Annotated in this window: 17 protein-coding genes; 4 read left to right on the forward strand and 13 right to left on the reverse strand. The window is 38.6% G+C overall.

Annotated features, from left to right (window positions below; genetic code table 11):
• Window positions 1-132: 132 nt before the first annotated feature.
• Genes KV696_RS07500 through KV696_RS07520 form a run of 5 tightly spaced genes read right to left on the reverse strand, consistent with a single transcriptional unit; the run spans window position 133 to window position 5600 of the window.
• Complete coding sequence (locus KV696_RS07500; protein WP_219967277.1) at window positions 133-1065, reverse strand: transketolase family protein; 933 nt, start codon at window positions 1063-1065, stop codon at window positions 133-135.
• On the reverse strand, window positions 1062-1919 hold the full coding sequence (locus KV696_RS07505; protein ID WP_173278973.1) for a transketolase: 858 nt from the start codon (window positions 1917-1919) through the stop codon (window positions 1062-1064). The genes KV696_RS07500 and KV696_RS07505 overlap by 4 nt, the downstream gene beginning before the upstream one ends.
• 3 nt (window positions 1920-1922) lie before the next feature.
• A complete protein-coding gene (locus tag KV696_RS07510) occupies window positions 1923-3269 on the reverse strand; it encodes a PTS ascorbate transporter subunit IIC (protein WP_000975299.1) in 1347 nt (448 codons plus the stop codon).
• A gap of 12 nt (window positions 3270-3281) precedes the next feature.
• Window positions 3282-3566, reverse strand: a complete 285-nt coding sequence (locus KV696_RS07515; RefSeq protein ID WP_000912473.1) for a PTS sugar transporter subunit IIB — start codon at window positions 3564-3566, stop codon at window positions 3282-3284.
• 3 nt (window positions 3567-3569) lie between these two features.
• Entirely contained in the window at window positions 3570-5600 is a 2031-nt protein-coding gene (locus KV696_RS07520; protein WP_219967278.1) for a BglG family transcription antiterminator, read from the reverse strand.
• 303 nt (window positions 5601-5903) lie between these two features.
• Between KV696_RS07520 and KV696_RS10080 the strand changes: the two genes are divergently transcribed.
• From KV696_RS10080 to rpmG, 4 genes are all read left to right on the forward strand, one after another.
• Complete coding sequence (locus tag KV696_RS10080) at window positions 5904-6044, forward strand: hypothetical protein (RefSeq protein ID WP_258318589.1); 141 nt, start codon at window positions 5904-5906, stop codon at window positions 6042-6044.
• Between the two features lie 2 nt (window positions 6045-6046).
• The gene (locus KV696_RS07530) at window positions 6047-6247 is read left to right on the forward strand and encodes a type II toxin-antitoxin system antitoxin (RefSeq protein WP_219967280.1); all 201 of its coding nucleotides are present in this window, start codon (window positions 6047-6049) and stop codon (window positions 6245-6247) included.
• Between the two features lie 151 nt (window positions 6248-6398).
• Complete coding sequence (rpmF, locus tag KV696_RS07535) at window positions 6399-6581, forward strand: 50S ribosomal protein L32 (protein WP_000290417.1); 183 nt, start codon at window positions 6399-6401, stop codon at window positions 6579-6581.
• Between the two features lie 15 nt (window positions 6582-6596).
• Complete coding sequence (rpmG, locus tag KV696_RS07540; protein WP_001265622.1) at window positions 6597-6746, forward strand: 50S ribosomal protein L33; 150 nt, start codon at window positions 6597-6599, stop codon at window positions 6744-6746.
• Window positions 6747-6945: 199 nt separating this feature from the next.
• On the opposite strand, the gene KV696_RS07545 is transcribed toward rpmG, so the two are convergent.
• The 8 genes from KV696_RS07545 to KV696_RS07580 form a co-directional block, all read right to left on the reverse strand.
• The gene (locus KV696_RS07545; RefSeq protein ID WP_023944035.1) at window positions 6946-7698 is read right to left on the reverse strand and encodes a hypothetical protein; all 753 of its coding nucleotides are present in this window, start codon (window positions 7696-7698) and stop codon (window positions 6946-6948) included.
• 297 nt (window positions 7699-7995) lie between these two features.
• Window positions 7996-8343, reverse strand: coding sequence for a type II toxin-antitoxin system RelE/ParE family toxin (locus KV696_RS07550; protein WP_216731299.1), 348 nt, complete (start codon window positions 8341-8343; stop codon window positions 7996-7998).
• The gene (relB, locus tag KV696_RS07555; protein ID WP_001101478.1) at window positions 8333-8620 is read right to left on the reverse strand and encodes a type II toxin-antitoxin system RelB/ParD family antitoxin; all 288 of its coding nucleotides are present in this window, start codon (window positions 8618-8620) and stop codon (window positions 8333-8335) included. Before relB ends, KV696_RS07550 begins: the two co-directional genes overlap by 11 nt.
• 174 nt (window positions 8621-8794) lie before the next feature.
• Window positions 8795-9406: a 30S ribosomal protein S4 gene (gene rpsD, locus KV696_RS07560; RefSeq protein ID WP_000092756.1), complete on the reverse strand. Its 612-nt coding sequence runs from the start codon at window positions 9404-9406 to the stop codon at window positions 8795-8797.
• A gap of 194 nt (window positions 9407-9600) precedes the next feature.
• A complete protein-coding gene (locus tag KV696_RS07565) occupies window positions 9601-10653 on the reverse strand; it encodes a HAMP domain-containing sensor histidine kinase (protein ID WP_000769765.1) in 1053 nt (350 codons plus the stop codon).
• Window positions 10650-11348 (reverse strand): response regulator transcription factor, encoded by a 699-nt coding sequence (locus KV696_RS07570; protein ID WP_000520648.1) that lies wholly within the window; start codon window positions 11346-11348, stop codon window positions 10650-10652. Before KV696_RS07570 ends, KV696_RS07565 begins: the two co-directional genes overlap by 4 nt.
• A 123-nt stretch (window positions 11349-11471) precedes the next feature.
• Window positions 11472-14630 carry an SSURE domain-containing protein gene (locus KV696_RS07575; RefSeq protein WP_219967281.1) on the reverse strand — a complete coding sequence of 1053 codons (3159 nt, stop codon included), beginning with the start codon at window positions 14628-14630 and terminating at the stop codon, window positions 11472-11474.
• Window positions 14631-14745: 115 nt separating this feature from the next.
• Complete coding sequence (locus KV696_RS07580) at window positions 14746-15762, reverse strand: glycosyltransferase family 2 protein (protein WP_033675714.1); 1017 nt, start codon at window positions 15760-15762, stop codon at window positions 14746-14748.
• Window positions 15763-15920 lie beyond the last annotated feature (158 nt).

Here is a 15920-nt window from a genome sequence, read left to right on the forward strand (position 1 = left end):
AACATTTTAAATTAAAAACAACAAAGCGGATCAGGGCACTTTCTGATTACCAGAATATGCTTTTAATCCGCTTGCTTTAAATAACGTAATGTAATTTTTACAGAAGTTCTTTCAGATAAGTGTATTTAACATCTATCTTGCATTATAAAACTCTAGAACTTTCTCTTTTATATTCGATTCACTCAAACCATACTCATTAAGAAGATAATCCATTTTCCCAACTTGACCGAATCTTTCTTGAACACCCATCCGATGAATTTTTGTTATTCCATCATCAGAGAATAATTCACATAAAGCACTGCCAATTCCACCTATCTGATTGTGGTTTTCTACAGTAAATATAGTTTTTCCACTTAACATTGTTTTTATCTGTTCTGGTATCGGTTTAATTCTAAATAAATCTATCACACCTACTGAATAACCTAATTTAGACAGTTCATCCGCAACTCGAATACTTGGAGCAACCATTATGCCAGAAGCAACTATTACAACATCTTCACCGTGTCTTAACTCAATGTAGCCTTTAGAAAAATCTTCTCCACCTTGATATACAGCCTCTGGAGCCTTTCTAATTGTTCGAATATATTTTAGTCCTTTTAAGTCTAATGTCTGGTTCAAGATTTCACGAAATTGGATATCATCAGTTGCTTCAAAAATGATCGATTTAGGAATTAAACGTAACAATCCAATTTCTTCAAATGGCATATGTGTTCCACCATTCATCTCTGCCGTTACTCCTGCATCTGAGCCAATCACAGTGGCATCCAATTGTGCGTACCCAAGAGAAATAAATAATTGATCAAATACTCTTCTTGAAGCAAAAGGGCCAAATGTATGAAGATAAGGTCTAAACCCCTGAATAGATAAACCTGCTGCAAGCCCGGCCATTTCTGCTTCCATTATTCCAACATTCACATAACGGTCTCCAAAGTCCTTTTCAAGATTATTAGTAGCCATAGAACTTGACAAGTCTGCTTCTAAAACTACTATATCAGAATAACTTTGGTTAGCCTCTAAAAGGAAATCTCTATACACATGTCGTAATTCTTTCGCACTTCTCATCATTCTGTTTCCTCCAATTCCTGACTTAATCTTTCTACAACTGAAGTTAACATTTGTCTCTCCTCTACAGTAGGGCGAAGATGATGATTGGATTTCATTTCTTCCAGCTCTCGAACTCCTTGACCTTTAATAGTGTCTAATACAATACACTTAGGAGATGAATTATTTGACTGTTTTAATTGGATAATCCCTTCATAAATTCCTCTAATATCTGAACCATTGACCCTAATGGATTCAAATCCAAATGCTGAGAATTTTTCTACAAAATCACCTGGATTACAAATATCCTTTGTAAAACCATCTAATTGTTTTTTGTTATCGTCTACAAATACAATTAAATTAGATAACTGTTGATGAGAAGCAAACTGTATAGCCTCCCAACATTGTCCCTCATTTAACTCACCATCTCCAACAATAGCATAGGTATAAAAGGGACTTTTTCTTATTCTCTGACCATATGCAAGTCCGGTTGCAACACTAATTCCCTGTCCTAAAGAGCCAGTTGTCATATCTATGCCCGGCGTTAGATTTCTATCAGGATGCGACGGCAATTTGGTTCCATTTGTATTTAAAGAATATAAGAATTCTTTGTCAAAGAAACCATTCAAATAGAGTGTGCTATATAAAGCCGGCCCAGCATGCCCCTTGGATAGAACAAAATAATCTCTATCTCGTGATGCAAATATTTCTGGAGTCATTGGCATTATTTCACCATAAAGCACCGCTAAAACTTCTACGATAGACAGACTCCCTCCATAATGGCCGAATCCAAGATGATTCAATGTTCTAAGAGTATTTAATCGGATTTTAGTCGCAAATTTTCTTAACTCATCTTCTCTATTTTCACTTAAAATCATCCCTTATTCCTCCTTTGCAGATGGCTTTTTAATAAAGGATACTCCAAACATAACTGCTAGAATAAGAACAAGACCAATAACAATGCCTGCTTGTGAGCCAAATTGATTCAACATTCCTAAAATAATTCCTGATAGACCAAAATCTGCATCTGAGAAAGTTGAACCTTGGAAACCAAGTCCTCCCAAAACCGGCATTAAAAAGACTGGAAGAAAACTAATTAAAATACCTTGTAAAAATGCTCCAATAGTGGCTCCACGAACACCACCAGATGCATTACCGATGACACCTGCAGTCGCTCCGCAGAAGAAATGAGGCACAACACCTGGTAAAATAACAACCGTTCCTGAAGCAATCATAATTGCCATACTCACTAAACCACCAACAAAACTAGAGATAAATCCAATTAGAACTGCATTGGGTGCATAAGTATAAACAATCGGACAATCCAAAGCAGGTTTTGAATTAGGTACAAGACGCTCTGAAATACCTTTAAAGGCTGGAACAATTTCACCCAAAATAAGGCGAACACCTGCTAAAATAACAAATACCCCTGCTGCAAATTGACCTGCTAATTGTAAAGCATAAACTAGACCACTTGTACCACTACTGATTTCTTTTTCTATATATTCTGACCCTGCAAAGATAGCTACAATAATGTAAATAACTGCCATGGATAAAGTAATGCTAACAGTACTATCACGTAAAAAAGCTAAACTCTTTGGAAATTTAATGTCCTCTGTTGATTTTGATTTGTCACCGATAAGGCTACCAGTAAAACCACTCAACCAATATCCCAAAGAACTGAAATGACCTAAAGCCACCTTGTCATTTCCAGTTAATTGAACCATATATTTTTGCACAAATGCTGGGGAAATACTCATAATAATACCGAGCGCTAATCCACCTAGTAAGATAAGAGGCAAACTTGTAAAGCCAGCAACTGATAAAATGACCGCAATCATACACGCCATATATAGAGTGTGGTGCCCTGTTAAAAAGATATATTTGAATCGAGTAAAACGAGCAATTAAGATATTGAATACCATACCTGCAAACATAATCATTGCAGTAGCTGAGCCATATGTTGTTAAAGCTACAGCTACAATTGCTTCATTATTTGGTACAACTCCAGATAAATGAAAAGCATGCTCAAACATGGTACCAAATGGATTTAAAGAATTTTGCACAATTCCTGCACCACCAGATACAACTAAGAAACCAACAAAGGTCTTAATTCCGCCTTTAATAATATCAGGTAATTTCTTCTTCTGAAGCACTAATCCTAAGATTGCAATTAAAGCTACTAAAATAGCTGGTGTACTAACAATATCCAATATGAACTTCATCATGACGCTAGCCTCCTATATAAGTTCTTTTTCTTCACAAATTTTAGTAATTAATTCTCGTAGCTCGTCCATATCAATAATACTATTTAAGATACGAACATCTCCAAGATGACTAGCTGAATCAGCTAGATCACGACCAACAATCCAAATATCAGCTGCATTTGGATCTGCTCCACCTAAATCATAGTGTTCAACTTCTACATCTGAAACATTCAAATCACTCAATACAGATTCAATATTCATCTGTACCATAAAACTTGAACCTAATCCTGAACCACAAGCTGTACCAATTTTTAACATTATCTAATCCTCCTGTTTAATTATCATTTCAATGTCATCATAGTTTTTTGATGATATTAAAGTTTGAACATGATTTTTATCTCTTAAAATTGTTGTTAAATGTGACAAAGCCTTTAAATGACTCTCATTATCAATGGCTGCAATACAAATCAACAATCTTACCTCTTGTTCTGGATTATCCAATAAATAAATCGGTTCTTCCAAAACTAACATTGACATTCCTATTTCATTCACACCCTCATCTGGACGAGCGTGAGGAATTGCTACTCCCTTCCCTAAATTAATAAAAGGCCCAAACTCTTCTACTTTTTGAATCATTGCCTCAGGGTAGTTCTCAGTTATCTTATCTTGATCCAAAAGTGGTTTAGCTGCTAAACGAATTGCCTCCTTCCATCCTAATTTTTCCGAACTAACCTGATAAGTTTCTTTTGTAATTAATTCTTCTAACAATGGTAACACTTCCTTTCTGTTCATATCTTGATAGAGATACCTCTTTAATGCTAATTTTAACTCTAATTCTTGTGTGATTACACTATATCGTCTTACTATGCTAATTATCTGATTAAGTTCAATATCTCGATAACCTGTATCTGGGAAATCTTTTGATACCAATTCAACTAACTGTGTTGTTTGTTCTTCCGTCATCATAACAGAAACTAGATAATTTGGCTTCTCTGTATCCACCTTTATAGTAGAAAAAACCATATCATAGTCACTACTAGTTTTCGCATATAAATCATCAATCTTTGAGGTTCCTATAAACTCAATTTGAGGGAATAATGCTAATAGATTCTCTTTTATCATCAATGAAGAACTAATTCCATTAGGACAAATAATTGCTGCCTTATAACATTTTTGAGGCAAAGTATCTGCTTTCTTTAAATAACCTCCGAAATGGATAACAAAATATGCTGTTTCACTATCAGGTATGGGATTGTCAATAGCGTCCATCAAGGGAGTCAAAGAATCTTTTACTAGTTCAAATAAATCAGGATACTGTTCTTTAACATGCAACACATATTCATTTGAACTAGGTAAGCCGAACTTTAATCTATAGTAAGCCGGTATAAGGTGGCGACGAAGATTTTCTCTCAATACTTCTCTTTGTTTAAAATGTAACAAAGAAATATCTTCCATTCTACTTATAATAGCCTCTGTTAATTGATTAAAGTAAACCGGAGCAACATCTACTTCACCTTCAAAGCAACTTGATAATAAAACTGTGATATAGCGATAATCATCCTCAGAAAACACCGTATCTATAATTCCCAAATCAACCACTGTATCCAATAAAATAGTCGTTATATCTTGAATAACAGGAGATACTAATGTCTCTGAAAGACATACTCTTTCAACATCTCTTTGATACCTACACAGAATGAATACTAAACCGAAAAGGCAAACTTTTAATTGATTAACAATAGGTACTATCTGTAACTTTTCATAATAATCTTTAACCACCTGATCAATCAAATCATAAGTTAATGAATACCCCCAACTGGATAAAACATAATCCAAACCCCAAATCCCTATGGAGGATTCCAGCAACTCACTAACCATTTGAAAAGCTAAACGGTGCTTATTCCACTCTGAACCGTGTAAAGTATAACCTTTTGCTCTACTGTACCCTAGCTCCAAATCATTATCTAACATAATCTTTCTTAATGATTGAATATCAGATAAGGTTGTATTCTTACTTACTTTCAAAAAGTCTTGGTAATGATTATTCGATATAAAATCTAATCGGCAAAAAGTGTAAAGATAGATTAATGCTAAGCGAGTCGACTTTGGTAAAACCAATTCATCCGACTTAATAATATCTGTCAAAGACTGCTTCGTACGATTTGATAAACTATAGCGACCTTGTTTTTTATCCAGCACTATCCCTTTATTAGCTAGATAAGGCACTAAATAATCTATTCCTTCTTTGACTTCCTTTATAGGTAAGCTCACCTTAACAGATAATTCATATAATGATAGCTCACAATGATCCATCAAAGTCATCAAAATAACTAGTGCTCTATAATCAAACATTTCTCTTCCTTTCTAACTACATTATAGTGTAAAAGTTATAAGAATAAAAGAGTATTTCAGCACAATATAATCTCACCTCCTACAAGTAATTATTGGGCTGAAACTTTTTAGTGACTTTTGATGAGTCTGGGACAAAAAGATTTTGGTTTTAGGAATTCTTTATTATAAATTTTTAAAATCGATAGGTTAGACAAAAAAGCGAACAAGACAGAATTCTGAGTGTCAGATAACTTGTTTTGTTCGCTTTTTATATTTAAGGTTAGACTTTTGTCCCAGACTCATCAATTAATAGGAATGGTTGAAATGGCACTAGAGCGACTCAATGGAGGGGAATTGGTAGAGCTTGACGAAGAACGAAAAGCTGCCATGGTTTCAAATCTCCTTGTCGTACTCTGTGGCAATCATGATGCACAACCAATTGTCAACACAGGAAGTCTTTACTAAAGATGGCTGAAGCTAAAAAAAAGCAGATCCCCCTTCGACTCTCAACAAAGTTATACGCTGCACTCGCATCATGGGCAGAAGACGACTTTCGTTCAGTCAATGGGCAAATCGAATATCTCCTCACAGAATGTGTCAAGCAACGGAAGAAAGACGGAAAATACGTCTCAGAAACTATTGACAAACCATTTGAGATTGATATTTAGCATTTTCTCCTGTCTGCTGGGTCGGATGGGAGAATTTTTTCATCTTTTTTTGTCAAGTAACTTTACTTTACAAAAAAAATGTGTTATCCTAGTATGGTTGATGAAAATCAGTAGATTGAATCGAATATAAATACCTAAAGGAGAAATCAAAATGGCAGTACCTGCACGTCGCACTTCAAAAGCGAAGAAAAACAAACGTCGTACACACTACAAAGTAACAGCTCCATCTGTAAACTTTGACGAAACTACTGGAGACTACTCACGTTCTCACCGTGTATCACTTAAAGGATACTACAAAGGACGTAAAATCGCTAAAGCTGCATCAGCTGAATAATAGAAGGGAGATACCATGCGCGTAAATATTACACTTGAACACAAAGAATCTGGTGAACGCTTGTACCTTACTTCTAAAAACAAACGTAACACTCCAGACCGTCTTCAATTGAAGAAATACTCACCAAAACTTCGCAAACACGTTGTGTTTACAGAAGTTAAGTAAGCATTCAATACGAATCAATACAGAAGAAAAACGCTGATTCAAGCGTTTTTTCTTTTTGTTAATTTCACTATATTGCAAGGGAAATCGTTCGAATGACTACCTTTTTCACTACCTTTTTTTGAAATAAGAATATTGATTCGGACAATTAAAAACAAGAGGAGCTTCATTACGAGGCTCCTCTTTTTTATCTTTCGTTGCACTAAATTTTAGCATTTACTTGTTTTAAGTTCAATTCCCTATCTTCAAACAATAATCTGATTTGGATTTGAGTAGGAGCGTTTCCATTATTTAAAACACAAACAAGCCTTGTTTCAATATTTGGTTTAAATTGTCTCCCATCAATTGAATCTTGTAACAGTGGATGTTGTAGGATACGATTGCGTATTTCTTCATGAGGAATTGAACCCCAGCAAATAACTGGCTCAGCTCTTTCGATAATCATTCTAGGAATATATTCAGGTGCAAATTGTTCTGGTGAAATACATAATCCTCCGTTTTCTTTGAAAGAATTTAATAATCGGTTAAAAATAGCACTTGGCTCCCCATTGCATTTGATTCCATAAAATCCAATTAAGTCACCAACTTTTTTAGCAATATCTGACTTATTATTGTCTATAAATCTAGATAATTCTTCATTTTCAGGAAGCCCTTGTCTCCTTTGATAAATACCCTGCCAATTATCTTGATTTCCTTCATAATTTGCACAATTACTTTTTCTTCCTATGTCGTATGGCAGTCCTTCTATAGGATTTTTTGTATGTGCCGCATAATATCTTCCAGCTCTATTTCGCGTATTATTATTTTCCCCCCCGATAAGTTGAATCGAAGAACCACAAGTTGGACACAATGCGTACTTACTGCCATTTTGATAATATAGTGATTCTTTATTTGTTCTCTCTTCAAACTCATCAATATGATAAGTTCCACCATTGATTAATTTAAAATATTTCATCGCTATTACCTCAATAAATAATCCGTCTAATCTTATTATACCATCGATTTTTCATATTGTGAGAACCTGAAATATAAAAACGAAGAATACCATCTCTTCTCAATTTCTATTGTGTCAGTATTATTGAATATAATATTTTTATAAAAAGATTTTCATATTATTTCTAATATATTTTAAATAAAGACTAAGTCTTTTTTTGCTTTTCTCTATTTATTTGTATCTATTGAAATGCTAGAACTAGAAATTTCATCTTGTCTAGTATTTTAGAGAATCCAAAACACAGTTCAATAATATGCACTATTTTTTCTTGAACAAGCGAATGTAATCCTGTTTGCTATGAATAATATCTGATACAAAGACAGCTTTTCTGTCCTCTAAAATATGATAGAAGGCTAGGTAATCGCCTAAAATGATGCATCGAGTTTTGTGGGGTGGGTATATAATAACTCCTACTCTTTCATCAGCATCAAATCCTGCTTCTGGAAAAACTTCAAGCCGCTTCAAACCATAAAGAATATTCTTAACTGTGTTTGCTCCTGCCTGTTCTGAAAAGTAGTTAGCTGAGATATAATCTTTAATACCTCTTAGCTGTTCTTGTACCGTTTCGGAGATAATAAGGCTATATACGTTCTCGTTAAATTCCAAGGTTAGCCCTCACTTCATCAAGGCTGTAAGTTCTTCCATGTTCTAAATCGTCAAAGCTACGGGCAATTTCAGCACGCAACCCTGATAGAAGTTCTTCTCTTTCTTTATCTACTTGAGTTTCAAATGGCAAGGCTTTATTTTCTACAATGTGTTCTAAAAACAAGTTAAAACTAGCTGTCATATCAAGATTTTGCGCTGTGATAATAGCTTTAGCTTTCTCTAACAAGTCTCTGTTAGTCTTAAAGTTTACCTGTGTGTTTTTTTCTAAAACATTCATAGTAGTACCTCCTTTTAGACTATTATATCACTTTAAACTATACAGGTCTAGTCGCGTATAGATACTTATAGCTGTATGCTTAAAAGCTATTGTAAAATGTAAAAAAGCACTAAGGGAGAGCGTCCCAAAGTGCTTAATATCAAGGCTCTAAAGCCTATCTTATTCAATAAAATATTACAACATCTTGTTGTAGAATTCAACGACAAGTGCTTCGTTGATTTCTGGATTGATTTCATCGCGTTCTGGCAAGCGAGTCAATGAACCTTCCAATTTTTCAGCATCGAATGATACGAATGCTGGACGTCCAAGAGTAGCTTCTACTGCTTCAAGGATAGCTGGAACTTTCAATGATTTCTCACGAACTGAGATCACTTGACCTGGAGTTACGCGGTATGATGGGATATCAACGCGTTTTCCGTCAACAAGGATGTGACCGTGGTTTACGAATTGACGAGCTTGACGACGAGTAGTCGCAAGACCAAGACGGTAAACAACGTTATCCAAACGACGTTCCAAAAGAAGCATGAAGTTGAAACCTAGGATTCCGCCTTTGATTTTTGTAGCTTGTACGAACAAGTTACGGAATTGTTTTTCACCTACACCGTAAGTGAAACGAAGTTTTTGTTTTTCAGCCAATTGCAAACCGTATTCTGACAATTTAGAACGGTTGTTTGGTCCGTGTTGTCCTGGTACGTAGTTACGACGTGCCAATTCTTTACCTGTACCTGTAAGTGAAAGGCCAAGGCGACGAGCTTGTTTCCAAGATGGTCCTGTATAACGTGACATGTAAATGTCCTCCTGATATAAATAATATTTCGGTGGAAATAGTCACTTAGAAAGCCCTGATTCGTGCAGATGCCCTTCGCCTAAACAGCCAAGGTTACTTGTCATAAGACACCTGTTGACGAGCTTCATGCTTTCCTGCTGATATTTCGCACAAAATCCATTCTACCATGAATGGCTAGATTTGTAAAGGGGTTTTAAGCTTTATTTTCACTGCCAGAGAGATTGAGAAGGAGGGTAAAGGTGCTTCCTAGACCGTACTGGCTGCTGACTGTGATTTCCCCACCCAATTGATGGGCCAATTCACGCGCAATCGCAAGCCCTAAGCCATGACCACCTGTTTTCATGTTACGCGAAGTTTCGACACGATAAAGGCGTTTGAAAATATTCTCCAAGTCCTCTGGGGCAATTCCCTGCCCCTCATCGGTCACACTGATTGAAAGCTGGTTATTTTCCAGCTTAGCTACCACTTCCAGCTTGGTTCCTGGAGCTGAGTATTTAAAAGCGTTATTGACCAGATTTACCAAGATGCGAGAAAGCTTGGCATAATCTCCCTCAATCCGGGCAGACTCTGGGATTACCTGTAAATGAACATCTCGCTCCTCCTGCTCAATCAAGAATTGAAATTCACTCATGCACTCAATCAAGAGCTGGTCCAGAAAAATACTGTCCTTGCTGGTCGTTTCGACCTGATTTCTAGCTGTGTTTAGGGTCAAAAAATTCAACTCCTCAACCAGTTTATTGAGTCTTTCAGTCTGACGTCCAATGGTTGCTAGATAATGCTCCTGTTCTCCTTCCTTGATAACCCCATCCAAAATCCCTTCTACCGTCGCTTGGATTGAAGTGATGGGGGTCTTGATATCATGCGAAAGTTGAGCAATCATCAAGCCCTTTTCTCGTTCGCTTTCTTCCAAGGAATCAAAGGTGGCCTGCAAATCATGGGACATTTCATTGAAAGCTTGGCCTAATTGCTGGAATTCTACAGGTCCTTGAACTTCCAGATTTGATGGAAAGTCCTTGTCCGCTACCCGCTTGGCATGTTCCTTAAGTTTGCCCAATGAAGTAAAGACCGGCGACAGGAGAAAGAGACTAATCCCAGCACCGACAAGGCTGGCAACGATGGTCATTCCAAGCAGAAAGTAAATCTCGCTTTTCTCAATCAGCATTTTTTGAACAGCCCAAAAAACCACGATAATCGTTAGGAGTGTTGAAATGATATACCCCACTAAAATATAACTTTTTAATTTCATTGACTACCTCGTGCTTTCTCAATTTTGTAGCCCAAGCCCCAGACGGTTTTGATGGTCGGTGTTTCTGCACTAGCATGTTTAGCCAACTCCTGTCGAAGAGCATGAATATGAACATTCAAGGTATTAGTGTCATCCACATAGTCTTCCTGCCAGACCTTTTCATAGAGGTCTGTCTTAGAGAAAACCCGCTCTGGATTGCTGACTAAAAGCCATAGAAGTTCGAAGGATTTGACGGTCAAATCAAGCGCCACATCTCCGACTTGGACCTCATGACTACCGTGATTCATCCGTAAATCCCCGAGACTGACGACTTCTGTCTCACCTCCACGATGAAGGCGACGCAAGATATTGTGGACACGCAAAACCAGCTCACGTGGACTAAAGGGCTTGGCAATAAAGTCATCTGCCCCTAAGCTCAGGCCATAAATCTTGTCCTGCTCGCTAGTCTTAGCCGTGATAAAGAGAAAAGGCTGATCTGGAGATTGATACTGAACCTCACTAATCAAGTCATAACCATCCATCCGAGGCATCATGATATCTGTAATAATCAAATCAATCGCTTTTCGCTTGAAGATTTCTAAAGCCTCTACTCCATCATGAGCCACCAAAACCTGATATCCTGCCTGAACCAGATAACGTTGATGAATATCTGTGATTTCTACCTCGTCGTCAACGAGTAAAATTGTCTTTCCCATCTGTCTCTCCTTTGAAAAAAACAGTGCTATACCACAATAGTATAACACTATTTTTATCTCTTTACGAACATTCTAAACGATATCTGGATTTTTCAAATCCTAGATAGAAAGGCTGTAGCTAGACTAGTCATTTTCCTCTTTTTTAGCTTTCAAACCGAGTCCACCTAGAAGTCCGGCCAAAGCTAATCCAAAGAATCCAATAGTAGCCATTGATGTTTGGGCTTCACCAGTATATGGAAGCATGTCTTTTTGGTCTTTCATTTGAGCAACCATCATTGGACTTGATACCTTGTTATTAGATGCCATCTTGCCTTCATCAGACATTTTGCTTGAGGCTGCTGGAGCTTGATCTTGTTTCATGCTTGAAGTTGCTATTGGCTGGCTAGCATTCATGGTTTTGTCTTGCTCTTTGTTAGGCATCATCTTATCCTGACTAGCAGCTGGCATTTGAGATTTCATCTCATCTTGATGAGCACTTGGCATTTGAGCGTTCATATTAGATGCATCTTGATGACTATTCATCATTGGAGCCGGCATAGCTGAACCATTAGAAGATGGGACGAAGTCTGATTGCATCTGAGTAAGAGACTGATGTCCATTCAAGTTTACTGTCAAATCCTTAGTCGCTACGAGGTTGCTCAAGTCTGCCTTGCCGTCTTTTGCACCATACACCTTGATAGTTGCCTTGTAGCTGTGAGTTCCATTTTGTTTCAACAAGTCAAGAAGCTCTTTATCTGATTTGCCTTGAGTACCTGCTAAATCTACTTCGTAGAAGTAAAGGCCTTTACCTAATTTTTCTACTGGTGGAAGGGCTGGATTTTTAGCTGAGCCGTTGTCTGACCATGGAGCCTTATCTGAAGCCTTCAAGATAAGGCGGGTTAACATACCGTCACCAGCAAAGAATTCATACGGAATGACTTGGTTGACACCGGCTGTGAACGGGCCAGGGAAGTTGGCTTTGTCCAAGTAAGTAGCTGGGACATCTACTGTGTCTTTAGTATTGTCTGCCACACCTTTTCGAACTTCAGCTGGAGTAGTCAAACCATTCAAGTTGACATCCAAATCCTTAGTCGCTACAAGATTGCTCAAGTCTGCCTTGCCATCTTTGGCACCGTACACTTTAATGGTAGCTTTATAGCTTTGTGTACCATTTTGTTTCAACAAGTCAAGAAGCTCTTTGTCAGATTTACCTTGGGTGCCGGCCAAGTCTACTTCATAGAAGTAAAGGCCTTTCCCCAATTTTTCTACTGGTGGGAGAGCGGGATTTTTAGCTGAACCGTTATCTGACCATGGAGCCTTGTCTGAAGCCTTCAAGATAAGACGAGTCAACATACCATCACCAGCGAAGAATTCGTATGGAATAACTTGGTTGACACCGGCTGTGAATGGTCCTGGGAAGTTGGCTTTGTCTAGGTAAGTAGCTGGAACGTCTACTGTGTCTTTAGTGTTATCAGCCACGCCTTTTTGGACTTCAGCTGGAGTAGTCAAGCCATTCAAGTTGACATCCAAATCTTTAGTCGCTACGAGATTGCTCAAATCAGCCTTACCGTCTTTAGCACCGTATACCTTGATAGTAGCTTTATAGCTTTGAGTGCCGTTTTGTTTCAAGAGGTCAAGAAGTTCTTTATCTGATTTTCCTTGAGTGCCGGCCAAATCTACTTCGTAGAAGTAAAGTCCTTTGCCCAATTTCTCTACTGGTGGAAGGGCGGGATTTTTAGCCGAACCATTGTCTGACCATGGAGCCTTGTCTGAAGCCTTCAAGATAAGGCGAGTCAACATACCGTCACCAGCAAAGAATTCGTATGGAATAACTTGATTGACGCCAGCTGTGAATGGGCCTGGGAAGTTGGCTTTATCCAAGTAAGTGGCTGGGACGTCTACTGTATCTTTATTATTGTCTGCCACACCTTTTCGAACTTCAGCTGGAGTAGTCAAACCATTCAAGTTGACATCCAAATCCTTAGTCGCTACTAGATTACTCAAATCTGCCTTGCCGTCTTTAGCACCGTATACCTTGATAGTAGCTTTATAACTTTGAGTGCCGTTTTGTTTCAAGAGATCAAGAAGCTCTTTGTCTGATTTACCTTGAGTGCCAGCCAAATCTACTTCATAGAAGTAAAGACCTTTGCCCAATTTCTCTACTGGTGGAAGAGCTGGATTTTTAGCTGAACCATTGTCTGACCATGGAGCCTTGTCGGATGCTTTCAAGATAAGGCGGGTTAACATACCGTCTCCGGCGAAGAATTCATATGGAATGACTTGATTGACGCCGGCTGTGAATGGGCCTGGGAAGTTAGCCTTATCCAAGTAAGTAGCTGGAACATCAACCGTATCTTTAGTATTGTCAGCCACACCTTTTTGAACTTCAGCTGGAGTAGTCAAACCATTCAAGTTGACATCCAAATCTTTTGTCGCTACGAGGTTGCTCAAATCGGCCTTGCCATCCTTCGCACCGTACACTTTGATGGTAGCTTTGTAGCTTTGAGTGCCGTTTTGTTTCAAAAGGTCAAGCAGCTCCTTATCTGATTTGCCTCGAGTACCTGCCAAATCCACTTCATAGAAGTAAAGGCCTTTGCCCAATTTCTCTACTGGTGGGAGAGCGGGGTTTTTAGCTGAACCGTTGTCTGACCATGGAGCCTTGTCTGAGGCTTTCAAGATAAGACGAGTCAACATACCATCACCAGCGAAGAATTCGTATGGAATGACTTGGTTAACACCAGCTGTGAATGGGCCTGGGAAGTTGGCTTTGTCTAGGTAAGTAGCTGGAACGTCTACTGTGTCTTTAGTGTTGTCGGCCACGCCTTTTTGCACTTCAGCTGGAGTGGTTGCTGGTTGAGCTTCACTTGCTTCACGGTCTTGTCCAGAAACTGTAGCTGCAGGACTGTCCACAGGTTTAACCGCATCTTCTGTTTGTTTCTTAGATTCTGGTTTTGCTTGCGCTTCTTCTTTTGGTGCTACTACTGGCTCTTTAGCACCTGCATCTGCTTTTTCTGGAGAGCTTGCAGTATCCAAGCTTGCTTTAGGTGTTGAATCTGCCTGTTCTGAAGGAAGAGCTGTATCGACTGCTTCTTTAAGAAGTTCTGCTGATAAGTCGCTCTTTTCACTCACCGAAGTCGCATCTGGCGCTACTTGAGCAGGGGTTGGATTGAGCCCATCGGCACGTACAGAACTTGGCTGACCAACTAGGACAAAGAAGCCACTAGCCACAACAACTGAGGCAACACCGACACTAAGACGGCGAATAGACCAACGAGTATATCTTTGATTTGGATTGAATTTCATAGGATTCTCCTTAGAGTTTTTCTTTATTTGATGACTCTAGTATAATCTCCTAAAATTAAAAAGGATTAAGAAAAAGTTAAAATTTTTCTTAAATCCCTCTTATAAAATACTTATATTAATTAAATCCATAAACAGATTTGGTGATTTGATAGACGACATTGGAAAGTTTGCGAGCTGGCAAGACTGAATGTTTGGTCAAACGGCTCAACATAGTCTTACGAATAGCTTGAAAGACCTCTGGATTTTCCTGTTGAATATAAGTCCACAGCTCACGTTTTTTTGCCAGATGTTCCGCTGTTCCAGCTCGGTTGAGCAGGGCACTGGAAATCACCGTCGTAATCTCAATGTGATTCAGCAGATATTCTCGCATTTTGGGGTGGCTTACTTTAGATAAATCAAGCTGGTCTACCAAGAGTCGATTGACCTTGAGTTGCTGGTCAATGCGCTTAATCATCACTTGCTCATTGACAGACTGGTCTTCACGCCCAATCAAATAACGATAGAAATCAACAGGTAGATAGTACATGGTCTTGACCTGCTGAAGGGGGGTAAAGACAAAGAGATTATCGACATAAAAAGTATGCTCAGGCAGTTGGAACTGGCTCGCTCGCAACAAATCTGTCCGGTAAATCAGCGAGTGCATCATAATATACTGGCCTTTTGAGAAATTTCCAACCTGGTCCCAGCCAAAAATCTGCTGGACAGGCAAGACCGACTCGTAACTCATACTCTTCTTACGAGACTGGCCTTCCTTTTCATAGACAAAATTAGTCACAAAGGCATCCACTTCCTGCCCCTCGTTCTCTAGTTCCTGCAAGGTTTCAAGAATTTTTAGGTAAGCACGAGGATCCACCCAGTCATCACTGTCAACTACTTTAAAATAGCGCCCAGAAGCCTCCGCCAAGCCACGATTGACCGCACCGCCATGGCCTTTATTTTCCTGATAAATAGCTCTAACGATGCTAGGATACTTGCTGGCTAAACGCTCAGCTATTTCCTGAGTCTGGTCCTGGGACCCGTCATTGATAATCAAAATCTCAACTTGCTCACCACCAATCACTAGCGACTCCACACAGTAATGAAGATAGGCTGCGGCATTATAGCTAGGGATGGCGATAGACAATAACTTCATAATCTACTCCTTTAGGGGACTGATTTTTTCTTATACTCAATGAAAATCAAAGAGCAAACTAGGAAACTAGCCGCAGGTTGCTCAAAGCACTGCTTTGAGATTGTAGATAAGACTGACGAAGTCAGCTCAAAACACGGTTTTGAGGTTGTGAATAAGAC

This window comes from Streptococcus humanilactis (assembly GCF_019448275.1).
Lineage (GTDB): Bacteria > Bacillota > Bacilli > Lactobacillales > Streptococcaceae > Streptococcus > Streptococcus humanilactis.

What these genes read in the sequence shown, in the direction of transcription:
- KV696_RS07565 (WP_000769765.1), bottom strand. Translation starts at nt 10,653, where the DNA reads ATGAAATTAAAAAGTTATATTTTAGTGGGGTATATCATTTCAACACTC.
- rpmG (WP_001265622.1), top strand. Translation starts at nt 6,597, where the DNA reads ATGCGCGTAAATATTACACTTGAACACAAAGAATCTGGTGAACGCTTG.
- KV696_RS07530 (WP_219967280.1), top strand. Translation starts at nt 6,047, where the DNA reads ATGGCTGAAGCTAAAAAAAAGCAGATCCCCCTTCGACTCTCAACAAAG.
- KV696_RS07515 (WP_000912473.1), bottom strand. Translation starts at nt 3,566, where the DNA reads ATGTTAAAAATTGGTACAGCTTGTGGTTCAGGATTAGGTTCAAGTTTT.
- KV696_RS07505 (WP_173278973.1), bottom strand. Translation starts at nt 1,919, where the DNA reads ATGATTTTAAGTGAAAATAGAGAAGATGAGTTAAGAAAATTTGCGACT.
- rpsD (WP_000092756.1), bottom strand. Translation starts at nt 9,406, where the DNA reads ATGTCACGTTATACAGGACCATCTTGGAAACAAGCTCGTCGCCTTGGC.
- relB (WP_001101478.1), bottom strand. Translation starts at nt 8,620, where the DNA reads ATGAATGTTTTAGAAAAAAACACACAGGTAAACTTTAAGACTAACAGA.
- KV696_RS07500 (WP_219967277.1), bottom strand. Translation starts at nt 1,065, where the DNA reads ATGATGAGAAGTGCGAAAGAATTACGACATGTGTATAGAGATTTCCTT.
- rpmF (WP_000290417.1), top strand. Translation starts at nt 6,399, where the DNA reads ATGGCAGTACCTGCACGTCGCACTTCAAAAGCGAAGAAAAACAAACGT.
- KV696_RS10080 (WP_258318589.1), top strand. Translation starts at nt 5,904, where the DNA reads ATGGCACTAGAGCGACTCAATGGAGGGGAATTGGTAGAGCTTGACGAA.
- KV696_RS07570 (WP_000520648.1), bottom strand. Translation starts at nt 11,348, where the DNA reads ATGGGAAAGACAATTTTACTCGTTGACGACGAGGTAGAAATCACAGAT.
- KV696_RS07575 (WP_219967281.1), bottom strand. Translation starts at nt 14,630, where the DNA reads ATGAAATTCAATCCAAATCAAAGATATACTCGTTGGTCTATTCGCCGT.
- KV696_RS07520 (WP_219967278.1), bottom strand. Translation starts at nt 5,600, where the DNA reads ATGTTTGATTATAGAGCACTAGTTATTTTGATGACTTTGATGGATCAT.
- KV696_RS07545 (WP_023944035.1), bottom strand. Translation starts at nt 7,698, where the DNA reads ATGAAATATTTTAAATTAATCAATGGTGGAACTTATCATATTGATGAG.
- KV696_RS07510 (WP_000975299.1), bottom strand. Translation starts at nt 3,269, where the DNA reads ATGATGAAGTTCATATTGGATATTGTTAGTACACCAGCTATTTTAGTA.
- KV696_RS07580 (WP_033675714.1), bottom strand. Translation starts at nt 15,762, where the DNA reads ATGAAGTTATTGTCTATCGCCATCCCTAGCTATAATGCCGCAGCCTAT.